The organism is Pseudocitrobacter sp. CD920760, from assembly GCF_057782505.1.
Genome location: NZ_CM173490.1, coordinates 173,141 through 191,159, shown reverse-complemented (window position 1 = coordinate 191,159; position 18,019 = coordinate 173,141). Strand labels below are relative to the sequence as shown.

The 18,019-nt window shown below is 55.2% G+C and carries 18 protein-coding genes; 4 read left to right on the top strand and 14 right to left on the bottom strand.

The window, feature by feature from the left end:
• Positions 1–8 precede the first annotated feature (8 nt).
• Positions 9–1,493, bottom strand: a complete 1,485-nt coding sequence (gene ubiD / locus AC1MKH_RS00880; RefSeq protein WP_015966403.1) for a 4-hydroxy-3-polyprenylbenzoate decarboxylase — start codon at positions 1,491–1,493, stop codon at positions 9–11.
• A 175-nt stretch (positions 1,494–1,668) separates the two neighbouring features.
• Here ubiD and rfaH point away from each other — a divergent pair, with 175 nt between their 5' ends.
• Positions 1,669–2,166 (top strand): transcription/translation regulatory transformer protein RfaH, encoded by a 498-nt coding sequence (gene rfaH, locus AC1MKH_RS00875; protein WP_276223066.1) that lies wholly within the window; start codon positions 1,669–1,671, stop codon positions 2,164–2,166.
• Here the strand turns inward: rfaH and tatD are convergent.
• From tatD to udp, 9 genes are all read right to left on the bottom strand, one after another.
• Positions 2,163–2,945, bottom strand: coding sequence for a 3'-5' ssDNA/RNA exonuclease TatD (gene tatD, locus AC1MKH_RS00870; RefSeq protein WP_276223068.1), 783 nt, complete (start codon positions 2,943–2,945; stop codon positions 2,163–2,165). The genes rfaH and tatD overlap by 4 nt on opposite strands.
• A 39-nt stretch (positions 2,946–2,984) precedes the next feature.
• The gene (tatC, locus tag AC1MKH_RS00865) at positions 2,985–3,761 is read right to left on the bottom strand and encodes a Sec-independent protein translocase subunit TatC (protein WP_015966406.1); all 777 of its coding nucleotides are present in this window, start codon (positions 3,759–3,761) and stop codon (positions 2,985–2,987) included.
• Positions 3,762–3,763: 2 nt separating this feature from the next.
• A complete protein-coding gene (gene tatB, locus AC1MKH_RS00860) occupies positions 3,764–4,300 on the bottom strand; it encodes a Sec-independent protein translocase protein TatB (RefSeq protein ID WP_015966407.1) in 537 nt (178 codons plus the stop codon).
• A gap of 3 nt (positions 4,301–4,303) precedes the next feature.
• Complete coding sequence (gene tatA / locus AC1MKH_RS00855; protein ID WP_015966408.1) at positions 4,304–4,558, bottom strand: Sec-independent protein translocase subunit TatA; 255 nt, start codon at positions 4,556–4,558, stop codon at positions 4,304–4,306.
• Positions 4,559–4,637: 79 nt separating this feature from the next.
• Entirely contained in the window at positions 4,638–6,278 is a 1,641-nt protein-coding gene (gene ubiB, locus AC1MKH_RS00850; protein WP_231825699.1) for a ubiquinone biosynthesis regulatory protein kinase UbiB, read from the bottom strand.
• Positions 6,275–6,880 (bottom strand): ubiquinone biosynthesis protein UbiJ, encoded by a 606-nt coding sequence (gene ubiJ, locus AC1MKH_RS00845; protein WP_276223073.1) that lies wholly within the window; start codon positions 6,878–6,880, stop codon positions 6,275–6,277. The genes ubiB and ubiJ overlap by 4 nt, the downstream gene beginning before the upstream one ends.
• 12 nt (positions 6,881–6,892) lie before the next feature.
• Positions 6,893–7,648 carry a bifunctional demethylmenaquinone methyltransferase/2-methoxy-6-polyprenyl-1,4-benzoquinol methylase UbiE gene (ubiE, locus tag AC1MKH_RS00840; RefSeq protein WP_015966411.1) on the bottom strand — a complete coding sequence of 252 codons (756 nt, stop codon included), beginning with the start codon at positions 7,646–7,648 and terminating at the stop codon, positions 6,893–6,895.
• 95 nt (positions 7,649–7,743) lie between these two features.
• Positions 7,744–9,153: a DNA recombination protein RmuC gene (gene rmuC, locus AC1MKH_RS00835; RefSeq protein WP_276223076.1), complete on the bottom strand. Its 1,410-nt coding sequence runs from the start codon at positions 9,151–9,153 to the stop codon at positions 7,744–7,746.
• Between the two features lie 137 nt (positions 9,154–9,290).
• Positions 9,291–10,052, bottom strand: coding sequence for a uridine phosphorylase (gene udp, locus AC1MKH_RS00830; RefSeq protein WP_276223077.1), 762 nt, complete (start codon positions 10,050–10,052; stop codon positions 9,291–9,293).
• Positions 10,053–10,313: 261 nt separating this feature from the next.
• On the opposite strand from udp, the gene AC1MKH_RS00825 reads away from it, so the two are divergent.
• A complete protein-coding gene (locus tag AC1MKH_RS00825) occupies positions 10,314–11,123 on the top strand; it encodes a dienelactone hydrolase family protein (protein ID WP_276223079.1) in 810 nt (269 codons plus the stop codon).
• 43 nt (positions 11,124–11,166) lie between these two features.
• Here AC1MKH_RS00825 and metE read toward each other — a convergent pair whose 3' ends face one another.
• Complete coding sequence (metE, locus tag AC1MKH_RS00820; RefSeq protein WP_276223081.1) at positions 11,167–13,428, bottom strand: 5-methyltetrahydropteroyltriglutamate--homocysteine S-methyltransferase; 2,262 nt, start codon at positions 13,426–13,428, stop codon at positions 11,167–11,169.
• Between the two features lie 117 nt (positions 13,429–13,545).
• On the opposite strand from metE, the gene metR reads away from it, so the two are divergent.
• Positions 13,546–14,499: an HTH-type transcriptional regulator MetR gene (gene metR, locus AC1MKH_RS00815; RefSeq protein ID WP_015966416.1), complete on the top strand. Its 954-nt coding sequence runs from the start codon at positions 13,546–13,548 to the stop codon at positions 14,497–14,499.
• On the opposite strand, the gene bioP is transcribed toward metR, so the two are convergent.
• The 3 genes from bioP to pldB form a co-directional block, all read right to left on the bottom strand.
• A complete protein-coding gene (bioP, locus tag AC1MKH_RS00810) occupies positions 14,387–15,286 on the bottom strand; it encodes a biotin transporter (protein WP_276223084.1) in 900 nt (299 codons plus the stop codon). The genes metR and bioP overlap by 113 nt on opposite strands.
• A gap of 85 nt (positions 15,287–15,371) precedes the next feature.
• Positions 15,372–16,172, bottom strand: coding sequence for a sugar/pyridoxal phosphate phosphatase YigL (gene yigL / locus AC1MKH_RS00805; protein WP_276223086.1), 801 nt, complete (start codon positions 16,170–16,172; stop codon positions 15,372–15,374).
• Positions 16,173–16,213: 41 nt separating this feature from the next.
• Positions 16,214–17,206, bottom strand: coding sequence for a lysophospholipase L2 (gene pldB, locus AC1MKH_RS00800; protein ID WP_276223088.1), 993 nt, complete (start codon positions 17,204–17,206; stop codon positions 16,214–16,216).
• A 110-nt stretch (positions 17,207–17,316) separates the two neighbouring features.
• Here pldB and rhtB point away from each other — a divergent pair, with 110 nt between their 5' ends.
• Positions 17,317–17,937 (top strand): homoserine/homoserine lactone efflux protein, encoded by a 621-nt coding sequence (rhtB, locus tag AC1MKH_RS00795; RefSeq protein WP_276223090.1) that lies wholly within the window; start codon positions 17,317–17,319, stop codon positions 17,935–17,937.
• The last annotated feature ends 82 nt before the right edge of the window (positions 17,938–18,019 follow it).

Below are 18,019 nucleotides of genomic sequence, written 5' to 3'. Positions count from 1 at the left end.
CAGCCGCGTTAATCGCGTTTGCTGTCGCTAAAAATGGCCAGCTCATCCCAGATAGCGTCGATACGCGCCGTGACCGCCGGATCTTTTTTGATCGGACGCCCCCATTCACGTTGGGTTTCTCCTGGCCATTTATTGGTGGCATCCAGCCCCATTTTTGACCCCAGACCGGAAACCGGCGAGGCAAAATCCAGATAATCTATCGGCGTGTTTTCCACCAGAACCGTGTCCCGCGCGGGGTCCATACGGGTGGTAATCGCCCAGATAACATCATTCCAGTCACGCGCATTCACATCGTCATCGCAGACGATAACAAACTTGGTGTACATAAACTGGCGTAAAAACGACCATACGCCCATCATCACCCGTTTCGCGTGCCCGGCGTACTGTTTTTTCATCGTAACAACCGCCAGACGGTAAGAACACCCTTCCGGCGGCAGATAGAAATCGACGATTTCGGGGAACTGCTTTTGCAGAATCGGTACGAAGACTTCGTTTAACGCCACACCCAGCACCGCCGGCTCATCAGGCGGACGTCCGGTGTAGGTCGAGTGATAAATAGCATCATCGCGCTGGGTAATATGCGTGACGGTAAACACCGGGAAGTTATCCACTTCGTTGTAGTAACCGGTGTGGTCGCCATATGGGCCTTCCGGTGCCATCTCACCGATTTCGATATACCCTTCCAGCACGATTTCCGCGCTGGCAGGCACTTCCAGGTCGTTGGAAACGCACTTCACCACTTCGGTTTTGGTGCCGCGCAACAAACCCGCGAACGCGTATTCCGACAGCGTATCCGGCACCGGCGTGACCGCGCCGAGAATCGTCGCAGGATCGGCACCCAGCGCCACGGATACCGGGAATCGCTCGCCCGGATGCGCCGCGCACCACTCCTGAAAATCGAGCGCGCCGCCGCGATGCGACAGCCAGCGCATAATCAGTTTGTTTTTGCCGATCACCTGTTGGCGATAGATACCCAGGTTCTGTCGCTCTTTGTGCGGGCCGCGCGTTACCGTCAGCCCCCAGGTGATTAACGGTGCCGCATCTTCCGGCCAGCAGGTCATCACCGGAATACGCGATAAATCGACGTCATCACCGGAGATGATTTTTTGCTGGCACGGCGCGCCACGCAGACGCTTAGTCGGCATGTTAAGCACTTGCTTGAAATGAGGGAGTTTATCGAAGAGATCGCGGAACCCTTTCGGCGGTTCAGGCTCCTTCAGAAAAGCCAGCAGTTTCCCCACTTCGCGCAGTGCGCTGACATCTTCCTGCCCCATCCCCATCGCCACGCGCTTTGGCGTACCGAACAGGTTACACAGCACCGGCATGTCGTAACCCGTTGGGTTCTCAAACAGTAACGCCGGGCCGCCAGCACGCAGGGTGCGATCGGCAATTTCGGTGATTTCCAGGTGAGGGTCAACAGGTAACGTAATACGTTTCAGTTCACCCTGTTGCTCCAGCAATGTCAGAAAGTCGCGTAGATCGTGGTATTTCATGGGGAAATTAATGGCCTCCTGGTAAGCGCCTCATTATACGGCGAATGCGGCTGTGATGCTGTATTTTTGTTAAAATCACGTGAACCAATACGCTCGACTTATCACTATCAGTTATAATCGCGATCGCATCACTCTTTTGATATGCTTGCACGCTACATTGTGGAAACGAGTCATTATGCAAGCCTGGTATTTACTGTACTGCAAACGCGGTCAACTTCAGCGCGCTCAGGAACATCTCGAACGGCAGGCGGTGAGTTGCCTGACGCCGATGATCACCCTGGAGAAAATCGTACGCGGTAAGCGTACTTCAGTCAGTGAACCGCTTTTCCCCAACTACCTTTTTGTTGAGTTTGACCCGGAAGTGATTCATACCACTACCATTAATGCGACCCGTGGCGTCAGCCATTTTGTGCGTTTTGGTATGCATCCGGCGACGGTTCCTTCCAGCGTTATTCATCAGCTTTCGGTGTATAAACCCGAAGGCGTTACCGACCCCAGCACACCGTTCCCCGGCGACAGCGTGGTGATCACCGAGGGCGCGTTTGAAGGCTTGCAGGCGATTTTCTCTGAGCCTGACGGCGAAGCCCGCTCAATGTTGCTGCTCAATCTGCTCAACAAGCAGGTCATGCAAAGCGTGAAGAACACCGACTTTCGCAAAACCGACAGCAACTAAAACGTAATATTAAACAGTGTCTTAACGTTATTGTCAGTGACGGACGCCAGCCACTGCGCCTCTTCGCCGCGCCAGTGGGCAATTTGCGTCAGGATGTGCGTCACGAAGGCGGGCTCGTTACGTCGTGATTTCGGTTTTGGCGACAGGTCGCGCGGCAGCAAATAAGGCGCATCCGTTTCAATCATCAATCGCTCTGCCGGAATAAATGGCAGCAACTCACGCAGTTCCAGCCCGCGACGCTCATCGCAAACCCAGCCGGTAATGCCGATATACAGGCCGCGATCGACGCAGGCCTGCATCTCTTCGCGCGTACCGGTGAAGCAGTGTAAAACCCCGCCAGGCAGCTTATCCAGCCACGGGTCGAGCAAGTCCAGAAAACGCGCGTGGGCATCGCGACAGTGCATAAAGACCGGCATCGACAGCTCCGCCGCCAGTGCCAGCTGCGCGCTAAACGCCGCCTCCTGCTCTGCTGGGGTGGAGAAATTGCGGTTGAAGTCCAGCCCGCATTCGCCAATCGCCACCACTTCCGGCTGCTGCGCCAGTTTACGGATGCTCGCATCCACCTCCGTGTTCCAGCTGCTACTATCGTGCGGATGCACACCCGCAGTAGACCAGCACCCGGCAAACCGCTGTGCGAGCTGTTGCGCTTCTTCGCTCTCATGTCGATTGGTTCCGGTCAGCAGCATCCCGCTGACGCCTGCGGCCTGAGCGCGGGCGATAACATCGTCACGATCGTGGGAAAACTGCGAGCTGGTAAGGTTTACGCCAATATCAAACATCTCGGCTCCATACAAAAACCGCCCTGACGGGCGGTGATTTTATTCTTCGTTTTTATCGGCTTCAGCTTCGGCTTCCGCGTCTTCGTCACGCGTCGCTCGCTTGCCGGTATAGAAGCGGGCGAAGAAGACGCCAACCTCAAACAAACAGTACATCGGTATCGCCAACAGCGTTTGCGAGAAAACATCCGGCGGGGTCAGCAGCATGCCAACCACAAATGCGCCAACCAGTACGTACGGACGTTTTTTGCGCAAGTCTTCCGGGGTGGTCACGCCCACCCAGCAAAGCAGCACAATCGCCACCGGTACTTCGAAGGAGACCCCGAAAGCGATGAACAACGACATCACAAAATCGAGGTAGCTCTTGATATCGGTCGAGACCAGCACGCCCGCAGGCGCGGCATGCGTCAGGAAGCCGAAAGCCAGAGGGAACACCACGAAATAGGCAAAAGCCATACCGGTATAGAACAGCAGCGTACTGGAAACCAGCAGCGGCACCACCAGGCGGCGTTCATGCTTATACAGCGCAGGCGCAACAAAGGCCCACACCTGATAAAGAATCACCGGCGCCGACAGGATAATCGACACCATGAAGGTCAGCTTGATGGGGGTAAAGAACGGTGACGCGACATCGGTCGCAATCATCGTCGCCCCAACGGGCATCTGCCGGATCAGCGGCGCAGAGACCAGTTGATAGATATCGTTGGCGAAATAGACTAACGCCAGAAAAATGATGAACACCGCCATGATGCTGTTAAGCAGACGCTTACGCAGTTCAATCAGGTGCGACACCAGCGGTTGAGTATCTTCTACGCCCATGTTTACGATTTATCACTTGATGCAGGGGATGAATCAGGAACGGAAGCGGTTTTTTTCTCTTTTTCAGAGTCGCTAACCGCCGCCGCTTCTGGCGTGTGGGTTTCAGCGGGGGATGGAACCTGCTCGTCGGTACTGGCCTGATGTTCGGCCGTCGACGGGGTAACCCCGGCGCGCTGCTCCTCGCTGTCCTTCACTATCGGATTATGGATAGTGTTGGCTTCATCACTCGCCTTTTCAGGATCGTGAACGGAGTAAGAGCGCTTCATGGATTCCGCCGCTTCACGCAGCTCGTCCATCGACGCCTTCAGCTCTGGCGATAGGGTATCCAGGCTCGCTTTCTCCACTTTTTTCAGGCTGTCCTGAAATTCCTGAAGTTTAAGCTCCTGGGTCAGCTCGTTTTGCACCGTTGTCGCCAGCGAGCGCAGCGCGCGAATCCAGCCAACAACCGTTTTAACCGCGACCGGCAGACGTTTTGGCCCCAATACAACAAGGCCAATCACGAATACCAGCAGCAGTTCACTGAAACCAATATCAAACACGAATTACACCTGCTCGTTGTCGTGGCGTTTCGCTTCGTCTTTTTTGGCGTCTTCCTGCTTGTCAGTGATTGATTTTGCAGTGAAATCCGCATCCTGAGTCGACTTGTCTTTCTTGTCGTCTTCATCACCCATGGCTTTCTTAAAGCCCTTGATGGACGCGCCCAAATCAGACCCCAGTGAGCTCAGCTTTTTAGTCCCGAAAAGCAGAACCACGATAACGACGATAATCAGCAACTGCCAAATACTAATACCACCCATACATCTTCCTCTGTGATAGATGATGAAATAACCATTGACGCATTATACGTTATGCGCCCTCGTGATAGCGATGCAAAATTCAGCGCGTTTTACGCCAGCCGGCGAACCATACCACCAGCCCCGCGCCCATGAGCCACGCGGGCATGAAGCCCCATTCCGGGCGATTTATTAGCAGTAGTGTACCGCTCAATAATAAAACAGCACCTATACCAAAGAGATACCGTGACTGACCCTGACGGGTACGATGCACGGTGATGTCGCCGGCAAGCTTATCCAAACTGCTCTGTAAATGTTTGCTCTGGCGCAAACTGTCGTACACCAGTTCCGGTAATTCAGGCATTTTTTCGATCCAGAACGGCGCTTTTGCTTTCAGCGCGCGAACCAGCGCCGGAATGCCTATCTGATCTTTCAGCCAGGATTCAAGGAACGGCTTCGCCGTTTGCCATAAATCGAGCTGCGGATAGAGCTGTCGCCCGACGCCTTCCACATAAAGCAGCGTTTTTTGCAGCAGCACCAGCTGTGGCTGAACTTCCATGTTGAAACGGCGCGCGGTGTTGAATAAGTTTAGCAACACATGCCCGAAGGAAATTTCCGCCAGCGGTTTCTCGAAGATAGGTTCACACACGGTACGAATCGCGAACTCGAAATCTTCGACGTTGGTGTCCGGCGGTACCCAGCCAGAATCAACGTGCAGCTCGGCCACTTTGCGATAGTCGCGGTTAAAGAAGGCGATGAAGTTCTCCGCCAGATAGCGCTTATCTTCTTTGTTCAGCGAGCCGACAATCCCGCAGTCGATGCCGATATATTGCGGATCTTCCGGGTGCTCGTAGCTGACGAAAATATTGCCCGGGTGCATGTCCGCATGGAAAAAGCTGTCGCGGAATACCTGGGTGAAGAAGACCTGCACGCCACGCTCGGCCAGCAGTTTCATGTTGGTGTTTTGCTTCAGTAACGCTTCGGTGTCTGACACCGGAATACCGTAAATGCGCTCCATCACCATCATGTTTTCGCTGCAATAGTCGGAGTACACTTCCGGCACATAGAGCATCGGGCTGTCTTCGAAATTGCGCCGCAACTGAATGGCGTTCGCCGCTTCGCGCAGCAAATTCAGCTCATCAATCAGCGTTTTTTCATAGTCGCGCACCACTTCAACCGGGCGCAGGCGACGACCATCCGGCAGCAGGCGAGGAACCCAACGCGCCAGACGGTAGATAAGTTTCATGTCCGCTTTGATAACCGGCAGGATGTCCGGGCGGATGACCTTGATCACCACCTCTTTGCCGTTCTCTTTCAGGCGCGCGGTATGCACCTGGGCAATCGACGCGGATGCCAGCGGGTTAATATCGAAATCGTCAAACCAGCTTTCGATAGGGATATCCCCCATCGCTTTTTCCATCAGCTTTTGCGCCTGTAAGCCGTCAAACGGCGCAACGCGGTCCTGCAACATACTGAGCTGGTCGGCAATATGCGGCGGGAAGAGATCGCGGCGGGTAGAGAGCATCTGGCCGAGTTTGATCCAGACCGGGCCCAGCTCCTGCAATGCCAGACGCATGCGTTCACCCAGCGGGCGGTCTTTGTGGCGATTTGGCATCCAGAACAGCATCCGACGCCAGATTCGCAGCGGCAGAGTGATGCGCATTTTGGGAATGAGCTCATCAAGCCCGTAACTCAAAAAGGTGTGGATGATAAAATACAGGCGCCGTAATTCTCCTGGCGTCATTTCCCCTCCAGTTTTTCCAGCCGCTTCGTCAGCGCTTCAACGGCGCGTTCCACGGCCATTGTCTCTTCAGCGAACCAGGCTAATTCCAGCGCGCCGGGTGCCAGCCGCCACTCTTCGGTGACGGCCTCCGCCACGTAATGCTGTTGGCGAGCCAGACCTTGCTGCAGGAACTTCGCGCCGCCGCGCAGAACTTTACTGACGCCTTCAGCGGCGATATCGCCGGTATAGGGTGCCAGCAGTTCTGCCGGGTCAAACTCGGCCAGGTCGGCCAGTGCGACAAGGTTTTGCACGACCTGGATGTCGCCCTGCACTTCCAGGTCACCGTTGCGGATGAGCGCCGTCAGTTGCTGACGATTACGCAGTTGCGGCAGTACGCCGATACGCGTCGCGACAGTACAGTCGGCCTCGCCTTCCCACGCCCCCAGCACATCGACCTGCCGCTCGCTAAACACCAGCACCAGCGGCGACGTGAACTCTTTGAGTTCAACGCGCAGCACTTTTCCCACCAGACGTTGCCGGGCAGGCTTAAGCGCCCGCTCACGCCACAGAAAAGTATTCAGTGCCGTTTCGACGCCGGCAGTCACTAAGGGTTTTAAAGGCATCAGGCCCTCCTGTCAGAACTTATAACCGCGATGCAGCGCTACGATGCCTGCCGTCAGGTTGAAGTACTCAACGCTGTCCATCCCGGCATCCTGCATCATCGCTTTCAGGGTTTCCTGATCGGGGTGCATACGGATGGATTCCGCCAGATAGCGGTAGCTTTCTGCATCATTCGCTACCATTTCACCAATGCGCGGCAGGATATGGAAGGAGTAAGCATCGTAGGCTTTGCTCAGCGGTTCGATAATCGGTTTTGAGAACTCAAGCACCAGCAGGCGGCCACCGGGTTTCAGTACGCGATACATCGAACGCAGCGCTTTCTCTTTGTCGGTGACGTTACGCAGACCGAAAGAGATAGTAATGCAGTCGAAGGTGTTATCCGGGAACGGCAGCGCTTCGGCGTTCGCCTGCACATATTCCACGTTGCCGATAACACCGTGGTTGCGCAGCTTTTCGCGCCCCATTTTCAGCATAGAGTCGTTGATATCAGCCAACACGACGCGACCGGTTTCACCCACCATGCGGGAGAATTTCGCCGTTAAATCGCCCGTACCGCCTGCCAAATCGAGGACGGTTTGCCCACGACGTACGCCGCTACAGTCAATGGTAAAACGCTTCCATAAACGGTGAATACCAAACGACATTAAGTCGTTCATCACATCGTATTTTGCGGCCACAGAGTGGAAAACGTGAGCGACCATGTCTTCCTTCTGGGATTTGGCGATTGTCTTAAAGCCAAAGTGCGTCGTGTCTTGTGATTCCTCAGCCATCTCTAAGCCTGCTTATAAAGAAAATGTTCATGGAGTGTAACAGATTGGGCGCAATTGCCCTACGATTCAACCCCGCCACACTCCCTCAAACGGGGTTAACCGTTTTCCACGGCCAGAGGATCATCATCGTCAGAATCAGTCCCTTGCCGTAAACGAAACTCATCATCCTGCGCCGTAGCCTGCTCGACTAAATCCGGATTAATCTCGCGTTTCACCTCGACACCGAGGTGACGGAAAGCTTCCGTTTGCGCCAGCAGATTCCCGCGCCCGGAAGAGAGTTTCTTCATCGCCTGACGATAGTTGTCCTGCGCTTTATCCAGGCTCTGCCCGATAGCGGACATATCATCAATAAACAGGCGCATTTTGTCGTACAGACGGCTGGCCCGCTCGGCGATTTGCTGCGCATTGCGGCTCTGGTGTTCATAGCGCCAGAGATTAGCAATGGTGCGTAGCGCTACCAACAAAGTGGTAGGACTTACCAGCATAATGTTATTTTTTAAAGCTTCATTGATCAGTTCGGGCTGTCGGTCTAATGCCAGCAAAAAGGCAGGTTCAACAGGGATAAACATCAGGACGTAGTCCAGCGTTCGCAGCCCCGGAAGCTGCTGATAATCTTTGCGCCCCAGCAGGCGAATATGGTTTCGCACAGCGGCGATGTGCTCCTGCAATGCCAGCTCGCGGGTGACGTCATCTTCGGCATTGAAGTAGCGTTCATAAGCCACCAGCGTCATTTTGGCATCGACCACCACATCTTTTCCCTGTGGCAGGCGAACGATGACGTCCGGCTGCATGCGGGCGCGGGTATCGGTTTCGATACTAACCTGAGTTTCGTATTCGTAACCTTCACGCAGGCCAGAGGCTTCCAGCACGCGCGTCAGCACCACTTCGCCCCAGTTGCCCTGAGTTTTATTGTCGCCTTTTAACGCGCGCGTCAGGTTGACGGCTTCACGCGTCATCTGTTCATTCAGCTGTTGCAGGTTACGAATTTCATGGGCCAGCGTGTGGCGCTCTTTTGCTTCCTGGCCAAAACTGTCCTGCACCTGGCGGCGAAAGCCGTCAAGCTGCTCGCGCAACGGGGTAAGTAAACTGTTGAGGCTTTGACGGTTTTGCTCATCCACCCGACGATTGCTGTGTTCAAAGATACGGTTGGCCAGGTTTTCGAACTGCTCGCTCAGGCGCTGCTCGCTGTTGATCATCTGGCGAATTTTGTCTTCCGCATGATGCTGCGTGGCTTCCAGCCGCGTGGTCACTTCACGCAAATCGGCTTCCAGCGAGGTATTGATTTCACGCAGGCTACGCAGTTCATTATTCAGCAGCTCGCACTCCTCGCGCCAGTGCGCGTTCTGCGCCAGCTGTTGCTTCGCAGCGCTCAGCTCGCCGTAGATATCACGCTCTTCGGCCAGCTGTTCCGCCCGCTGCTGCGCGACGCGATAGCTCGCGGCCAGCCAACCCAGCGCAACGCCCGCCAGTGCAACCAGAAAATAAATAAGAATGGCGATATCCACAATGCCCCCTGCATGAACGACTTACGGCAAAAATAGAATTGTGCTGTATAGATGTCCAGTTGGAAAGGTTTTTCCTGCGAGGAGGTACGCAAATTGAAAAAGGCCGAACGTGTCGGCCTTTAAGAAGAGAAGAAGGATTACAGCAGGCGGCGTGCCGCTTCCACAACGATTTTCACCGCGTGGCTTTCGGTTTGTTTCATCGTCTCAGCGTTCGGGATCTCCTGCTGAGTACGGTTCACAATCACGCCCGCGACCATCCCTGCGCGCAGCCCCTGGCTGGAACACATGGTCAGCAGCGTCGCGGATTCCATCTCGTAGTTCATCACGCCCATCGACTGCCACTCTTCCATGGAGCCTTTGAAGCGGCTAACCACGCGGCCAGAGAAGGTATCGTAGCGTTCCTGACCCGGATAGAAGGTGTCGGAGGACGCGGTTACGCCAACGTGCGTGGTCGCGCCAATCTCTTTGGCCGCCGCAACCAGCGCGGTGGTGCAGTCGAAATCAGCCACAGCCGGATATTCCATCGGCGCAAAGTGCAGACTCGCACCGTCCAGACGAACGGATGCGGTGGTGACCAGCACGTCGCCTACGTTGATATGCGGCTGAATCGCCCCGGTGGTACCGACGCGCAGGAAAGTGCGGATGCCCAGCTGCGCCAGCTCTTCAACGGCAATAGAAGTAGACGGGCCGCCGATACCGGTAGAGCACACAATCACCGGCTTGCCATCAAGCTCAGCATGCCAGGAGGTAAATTCGCGATGTGATGCCAGTTTGACCGGCTTTTCCATCAGCGCGGCGATCTTTTCCACACGCTCTGGATCGCCAGGGACGATAGCCAGCGTAGCCCCTTGTAAATCGTTTTTAGTGAGGCCGAGATGAAAAACATCAGACTTAGACATAGAAAACTCCTCTGTGGATCGGTTTTGTCAGAAGAAGCAAAAAGCCACTTTACAGAAGACCATGACAATATTTCGTGACCACCATCACCAAGAATTAAAAATCTTGCATAAGATTCCATCAGGAAAGTGATTTACATCACATTAACAAGTTATATCTTCTGGGGTTGCACAAAAATCGCCCGTATTCAGGCACTGTGATTTATCTATATTAAAGAACATCACAGAAGCGCTAAAGGCTCATTTAAAGGTACGGAGAATGCCATGACCACCAACAACCAACCTGGGTTTGCACCTGCCGCATCACCTCACGCAACAACAGCTGTTCGCACACCAGAGGCCGAAATTACCGCTGGCGAAACATCGATCCCCTCTCAGGGCGATCAGCTACCCGCGTATCACGCGCGTCCAAAGCACAGCGATGGCCCACTTCCGGTGGTAATCGTAGTGCAGGAGATTTTTGGCGTCCATGAACACATCCGCGATGTTTGTCGCCGACTGGCCTTAGAAGGCTATCTGGCCATCGCGCCGGAGCTCTATTTCCGTCAGGGCGATCCGAACGACTATGCCGATATCCCGACCCTCTTTAATAACCTGGTCACGAAAGTACCTGACGCACAGGTGCTGGCCGATCTTGACCACGTTGCCAACTGGGCATCACGCAATGGTGGGGATGCCAGTCGCCTGATGATCACCGGCTTCTGCTGGGGGGGCCGCATCGCCTGGCTGTATGCTGCACATAACCCGCAGTTAAAAGCCGCCGTCGCGTGGTATGGAAAATTGCTGGGCGATAAATCACTGAATTCACCGAAACATCCTGTCGATATCGCCGTCGATCTCAATGCACCGGTACTGGGTTTATACGGCGGTCAGGATACTGGCATTCCGGTTGATACCGTGGAAACCATGCGTCACGCACTGCGCGCCGCCAATGCCAAAGCGGATATTATTGTTTACCCGGACGCCGGGCATGCGTTTAATGCGGATTATCGTCCAAGTTATCATGAAGAATCGGCGAAAGATGGCTGGCAGCGCATGCTGGAGTGGTTTAAGCAGTATGGTGGGAAAAAATAAGGATTTTGCCCGGTAATGCGTTCGCTTACCGGGCCAGTACACTTTACCCCTTACGCAAATTCTGCGCCGCCCGCACCATGTTCGCCAGCGCCGCGCGGGTCTCTGGCCAGCCGCGGGTTTTCAGGCCACAGTCCGGGTTGACCCACAGGCGTTCCGCCGGGATGCGCTGTTCGGCTTTCTTCAGCAGCGCTTCAATCCACTCCACGCTCGGCACGTTCGGTGAATGAATGTCATACACGCCAGGCCCGATTTCGTTCGGGTAATCAAACTCTTCAAATGATTCCAGCAACTCCATATCGGAACGCGAGGTTTCGATAGTGATGACGTCTGCATCCAGCGCCGCAATCGAATCCATGATGTCGTTGAACTCGCAGTAACACATATGCGTGTGGATTTGCGTGTCATCTTTCGCCACGGCGGCGTTGATACGGAAGGCTTCCACGCCCCACTGGAGATACGCGTCCCAGTCGCTGCGGCGCAGCGGTAAGCCTTCGCGCAGTGCCGGTTCGTCAATCTGGATGATGCCAATTCCAGCGGCTTCCAGGTCCGCCACTTCATCACGCAGCGCCAGCGCAATCTGTTTGGCGATGGTTTCACGGCTCACGTCTTCACGCGGGAAGGACCAGCAGAGAATCGTCACCGGCCCCGTGAGCATCCCTTTCACTGGCTTGTCGGTCAGCGACTGCGCGTATTTCGCCCACTCCACGGTGATCGGAGCCGGGCGGCTGACGTCACCAATAACAATCGGCGGTTTCACACAGCGGGAACCGTAGCTCTGCACCCAGCCGTTTTGCGTAAAGACAAAACCGTCCAGATGTTCGCCAAAGTATTCCACCATGTCATTACGCTCAGCTTCGCCGTGGACCAGCACATCAAGCCCTAAACGTTCCTGCTCCACAATGGCCTGTTTAATCTGTTCCGCAATGCCCGTGCGGTAGTTGTTGGCATCAAGATTACCCTTTTTGAAATCCAGGCGCAGGGTGCGAATTTCCGTGGTTTGCGGGAAGGAACCAATCGTGGTGGTCGGCCAGGCAGGCAGGTTAAAACGCGCACGCTGGGCTTGCGCTCGCACGTCATAAGCATTTGCACGCTGGCTATCCTGCGCGGTAATGGCCGCCAGACGTTTTGCTACCGCCGCATTATGAACGCGGGTTGAGTGACGACGCGCCTGAATCGGGGCGCTCCACGCTGCCAGCGCAGACGTATCACCGCTATTGAGCGCATCGCGCAACAGCGCCAGTTCTTCACATTTTTGCAGAGCGAAGGCAAACCAGCTTTTCACCTCCGCATCCAGACGCGTTTCCACGCTCAGATCGATCGGGCTGTGCAGCAGCGAGCAGGACGATGCCACCCACAGTGAGCGTTTGCCGACGATCTCGCGAATTTGTGTATATTTTTCCGTAAGATCGGCGCGCCAGACGTTACGTCCGTTAATCAACCCGGCGGAGAGCAGCCAGTCGGCAGGCAAGCGCTTATGCAGTTCGGCAACATCATCTTTGCCATGAACCAGGTCAACATGCAGGCCCTGGATCGGCAGAGCAGTAAGGGTATCCAGGTTAGGTGTGACGCCTTCAAAGTAAGTCGTCAGCAGCAATTTCACCTGCCCCTGAAGAGCGTCATAGGCGGATTGATAAGCTTCCCGCCACGCCTGCGGCAGTTCCAGCACCAGCGCCGGTTCATCAATCTGTACCCACTCAATACCGCGTTTTGCCAGCGCACTCAGCACATGCTGATAAACCGGCAGAATATCTTTGAGCAGGTTCAGACGGTCAAATGCCTCGCCTTTGACCTTACCCAACCACAGATAGGTCACCGGCCCCAGCAGAACGGGCTTCACCTGGTGGCCCAACGCCAGCGCTTCATCCACTTCCTCCAGCAGCTGTGTCCAGATCAGTTTGAACTGCTGGCCTTTGACGAACTCCGGCACCATGTAGTGATAGTTGGTATTAAACCATTTGGTCATTTCCGCTGCCGCCGCTGGTTCGCCGGTGGGGGCACGCCCACGGCCAATACGGAACAGGGTGTCGATATCCACCGATCCATCGCTGTTCTGATGACGAGCCGGAACGTTGCCCAGCATCAGGCTGGTCGTCAGAACATGGTCGTACCAGGCAAAATCGCCCACCGGCAGCAGGTCGATACCGGCCTGTTTCTGCTGCTCCCAGTGACGCGCGCGCAGTTCACGCCCAACCGACAGCAGTTCTTCCTGAGTCGAATTCCCCGCCCAGTAGCTTTCTTGCGCTTTTTTCAGCTCGCGGCGCAGGCCAACGCGAGGGAAACCGAGGGTGTGATTGAGAATTGTCATGGTATGCCCCTTATGGAATTTTCATGATTTAGACGTCCAGATGTTTACACATCCATAATTGGCGGTTACTGTATATTCCTCAAGCGCAAATTGTTCATGCCGAAGTGAAGGACTTTCATGATCGAAGTTAAACATCTGAAGACGCTACAAGCGTTGCGGAACTGCGGGTCGCTCGCCGCTGCGGCGGCCACGCTGCATCAGACCCAATCCGCCCTTTCCCACCAGTTCAGCGATCTGGAACAGCGCCTTGGCTTTCGGCTATTTGTACGTAAGAGCCAGCCGCTGCGCTTTACGCCGCAGGGCGAGATCCTGCTCCAGTTGGCAAACCAGGTGCTGCCGCAAATCAGTCAGGCGCTTCAGGCCTGCAACGAGCCGCAGCAAACGCGTCTGCGCATTGCCATTGAGTGTCATAGCTGCATTCAATGGCTGACGCCTGCACTGGAAAACTTCCATAAAAACTGGCCGCAGGTTGAGATGGATTTTAAATCCGGCGTCACGTTTGACCCACAACCCGCACTTCAGCAGGGCGAGCTGGATCTGGTCATGACCTCCGATATTCTGCCGCGCAGCGGGCTGCACTATTCGCCGATGTTTGATTATGAGGTGCGTCTGGTTATCGCGCCTGACCATCCACTGGCGGCAAAAACGCGCATTACACCGGAAGATCTCGCCAGCGAAACGCTGCTGATTTATCCGGTGCAGCGCTCGCGCCTGGATATCTGGCGTCACTTCCTGCAGCCGGCGGGCATCAGCCCATCGCTGAAAAGCGTCGATAACACGTTATTGTTGATTCAGATGGTTGCCGCCCGCATGGGGATTGCCGCGCTGCCGCATTGGGTGGTAGAGAGTTTCGAACGCCAGGGTCTGGTGGTCACCAAAACCCTGGGTGAAGGCTTGTGGAGCCGACTGTACGCCGCCGTACGCGATGGCGAGCAGCGTCAGCCGGTCACGGAGGCGTTTATTCGTTCAGCGCGGAACCACGCGTGCGATCATCTTCCGTTCGTGAAGAGCGCGGAGCGACCCACTTTCGATGTACCCACAGCGACGCCAGGATCACCAGCGCGCCTGTAATGAATGTCGGCCAGTGCGGCTGTTGATGCCAGATAGCCAGGTTAACCAATAGCCCCGCCGGCACGTGCATATTGTTCATAATGCCCAGCGTTCCGGCATCCACCTGGGTCGCGCCGTAGTTCCACATGAAGTAACCAATCCCGGAAGCCACCACGCCAAGAAAGACCAGAATGCTCCATTGCAGCGTGGTCTCCGGCATCTTCTGGGTGTTGCCCAGCAGCGACCACGCCACAATCGCCACCAAAAACGCGCCAAGATAGAACCACGCAAACGCGTTATGCTGCGGCATTGGGCGGGTTTCCATCAGACGTTTGTAACCCACCATGCCAATCGCAAAGGTGATATTGGAGAGTTGCACCAGCAGCAGGCCGGTCCAGAAATGGTCCGTCACCTGATCGTAACGGATAATCCCGGCGCCAATCACCGCCAGCAACGCGCTGAACGCATAGCCCCAGCGCAGGCGACGCTTGCTCATCAGGTCATAAATCAGGGTGATATAGAGCGGCGTCAACACGGTAAACAGCAACAGTTCGGACACCGTCAGGTAGAGATACGCGCGGAAGCTGAGCATATACATCACGCCAAGCTGCATCGCGCCCACCAGCATATACAAGCCGACCGTTTTCAGGCTGTTGCCACGGGTACGCAGAAACGGCAGAAATACGAGTGCTGCCAGACCAACGCGCACCAGTACGGCAAAATAGCTGTCAACGTGACCGGCAAGGTACTCACCGTAAAAGCTAAAAGAGAAGGCCCACAGAATAGTGGTGATAATGAGTAGCGCCACAATGAATGTCTCTCAGGAAGATGAACACGCATTGTAGCGAAGAGAACGGTTGACGACTGAGCAATAAATACTCAGTCGTCATTTTTTAATCAAGATAGAGCTTACGCAGGTAGTGCGGCACCGCGTCATCCGCGTTTGAGCCAATCACTTCCAGTTCCGGATGCAGATCTTTCAGACGCTGATGCGCCCCGGCCATGATGCAGCCTTTACCCGCCATCGACAGCATTTCGGCATCGTTCATCCCGTCGCCAAACGCGATACAGTCTTTCAGGCTATAACCCAGCTTTTTGGCAACCGCTTCCAACGCATGACCTTTGGAGACCCCGCCTGCCATCACTTCCAGACAGGTGAGCGTGGAGAAACTCACATTCACGCGATCGCCCCAGCGCGCGTTAATCGCCTGCTCCAGCGGCAGTAAGACTTCATGGTTACTGCTGGTGAAGAAGACTTTGCTGACGCCTTCCGGCTCCAGCAGGCCTGGCTCAAAAAGCTGATAGTTGAACACGGCCTCTTTGAAAAAACGCATCTCTTCCGGACGATGGCGGTTCATAAACCACTCGTCGTCGCGATAAACGTTGGTGATGATATCGGGGCTGCTGTGCATTACGCCAAAGAGATCGGCGGCAATATCGCGATCGAGATTGTGAGCAAACAGCAGATTGCCGTCAGTATCGTGCACGCGCGCGCCGTTAGAGGTGATCATATAGGCCTCAATCCCGAGATTATCGCGGATCTGCCCTACGTCGATATGATGACGCCCCGTCGCGAACACAAAATTAAGCCCTTTTTGGGTCAATAATTTCAGCGTCTCTTTCGCATACGGCGTTAAGCGGTGGTCGGGAGCGAGGAGCGTGCCATCTAAATCAGATGCAACAACCTGGTACATAAGAGAATTCTACCTTTAAGCCTGGCGGCATAAATGCCGGTTTAAGTGTGTCGATAGAAAAAATCGACGATAGCATTGAGTGCGACCGAGCGCATGGCGTCCTTTTCAAAAAGGATCTCATGGTACGCGCCCTGTATGACAAGCGGTTTACCCCCTTCACAGGGATGCCCCGCCATGGAGCGAAGTTCACAATAACGGTCATGCATGCGGTTATCCACCACACGCTCTTCTTCCGCCTGAATGATAAGCGTCGGTAGCGTATCGTGGGGCGCACCGGCAATGATTTGCTCACCGGCAATAATCCCCTCGCGAACCCAGTGATAGGTGGGACCGCCCACGCGCAGACGCGGCTCATCGGCATAAAAGCGCAGGTTACGCCGATAACGCTGACGGCTGTGCGTCAGAACGTTAAGGCTAAACGGCAGCGCTCGCCAGCGCCCGGTGCCAATGGCATACCCTTCCCGTAGACGCTGATGGCCCTCAGCCCAATCGAGAATATGACGGATCATCCATTCCGGCAGGCGCATGATAATACCGAACATCGGCGCACAAAGCGCGAGTGCGTCACACTGATGCGGATAACGCTGCAAAAAAAGCGTGGCTATCGCGCCGCCCATCGAATGCGCGAGAATAAACCGCTTACGCCAATGACCGGGCGCGACCTCCTGTTCCCAGAATGCCGCCAGATCGTCAACGTAGTCGCTGAATTTTACCACATGACCGCGATGGGTATCCGACAGCATTCGGCCTGAACGCCCCTGCCCACGGTGGTCGATAATTAATACATCAAACCCACTGTGGAAGAGGTCGTAGGCCAGTTCGGCATACTTCACGTAGCTTTCGATACGGCCTGGGCAAATGACCACCACGCGATCGTGATGCGCAGAGCAAAAACGCACGAAGCGCACCGCAACGTTATCCACGCCGCGAAATTCCGCTTCTTCGCGCTGACGCCAGAAATCCGTCAGCGGCCCCATCGCAAACGCGGCAAACGCGTTTTCTCTTGTTTCCCAGTCCTTTTGCTGCTGAAACATCGGGCTTCCACCCCTGCTAACCGCTGAAAATCGTTTTTTTGTGAGGCCTGACACAACACTCATACAATAGCGTATTGTGGCATAAAAAACAGATAACCAGGGAGATTCTCATGACCTTTGAGTGGTGGTTCGCCTACCTGCTGACATCCATAATTCTCAGCCTTTCGCCGGGGTCCGGCGCGATCAATACCATGACCACATCCATTAGCCACGGCTATCGCGGCGCGGTCGCCTCCATAGCCGGATTACAGACCGGGCTCGCGATTCATATCGTGCTGGTTGGCGTTGGACTGGGGACGCTGTTCTCCCGTTCCGTGCTCGCTTTCGAAGTGCTGAAATGGGCGGGCGCAGCCTATCTTATCTGGCTCGGCATCCAGCAATGGCGCGCTGCGGGGGCAATTGACCTCAACACCCTCGCGCAATCGCAGTCACGCTCAAAACTCTATCGACGCGCGGTGTTTGTGAATCTGACCAACCCGAAAAGCATCGTCTTTTTGGCGGCGCTGTTCCCGCAGTTTATCGTGCCCCATCAACCGCAGGTGATGCAGTATGTGGTGCTCGGCATCACCACCATTGTGGTCGATATTATTGTGATGATTGGCTATGCCACCCTCGCCCAGCGAATCGCGAGCTGGATTAAAGGCCCACGCCAGATGATGGCGCTGAACAAAGTCTTTGGTTCGTTGTTTATGCTGGTTGGCGCGCTGCTGGCATCGGCGAGGCATGCGTGAAATGGAAGCGTGCCCGCAAATTTTAGTGAACGGGAAAAGACGTTAACACCCGCATTCGAGGAAGCTCGGAACCTGCGCTGAA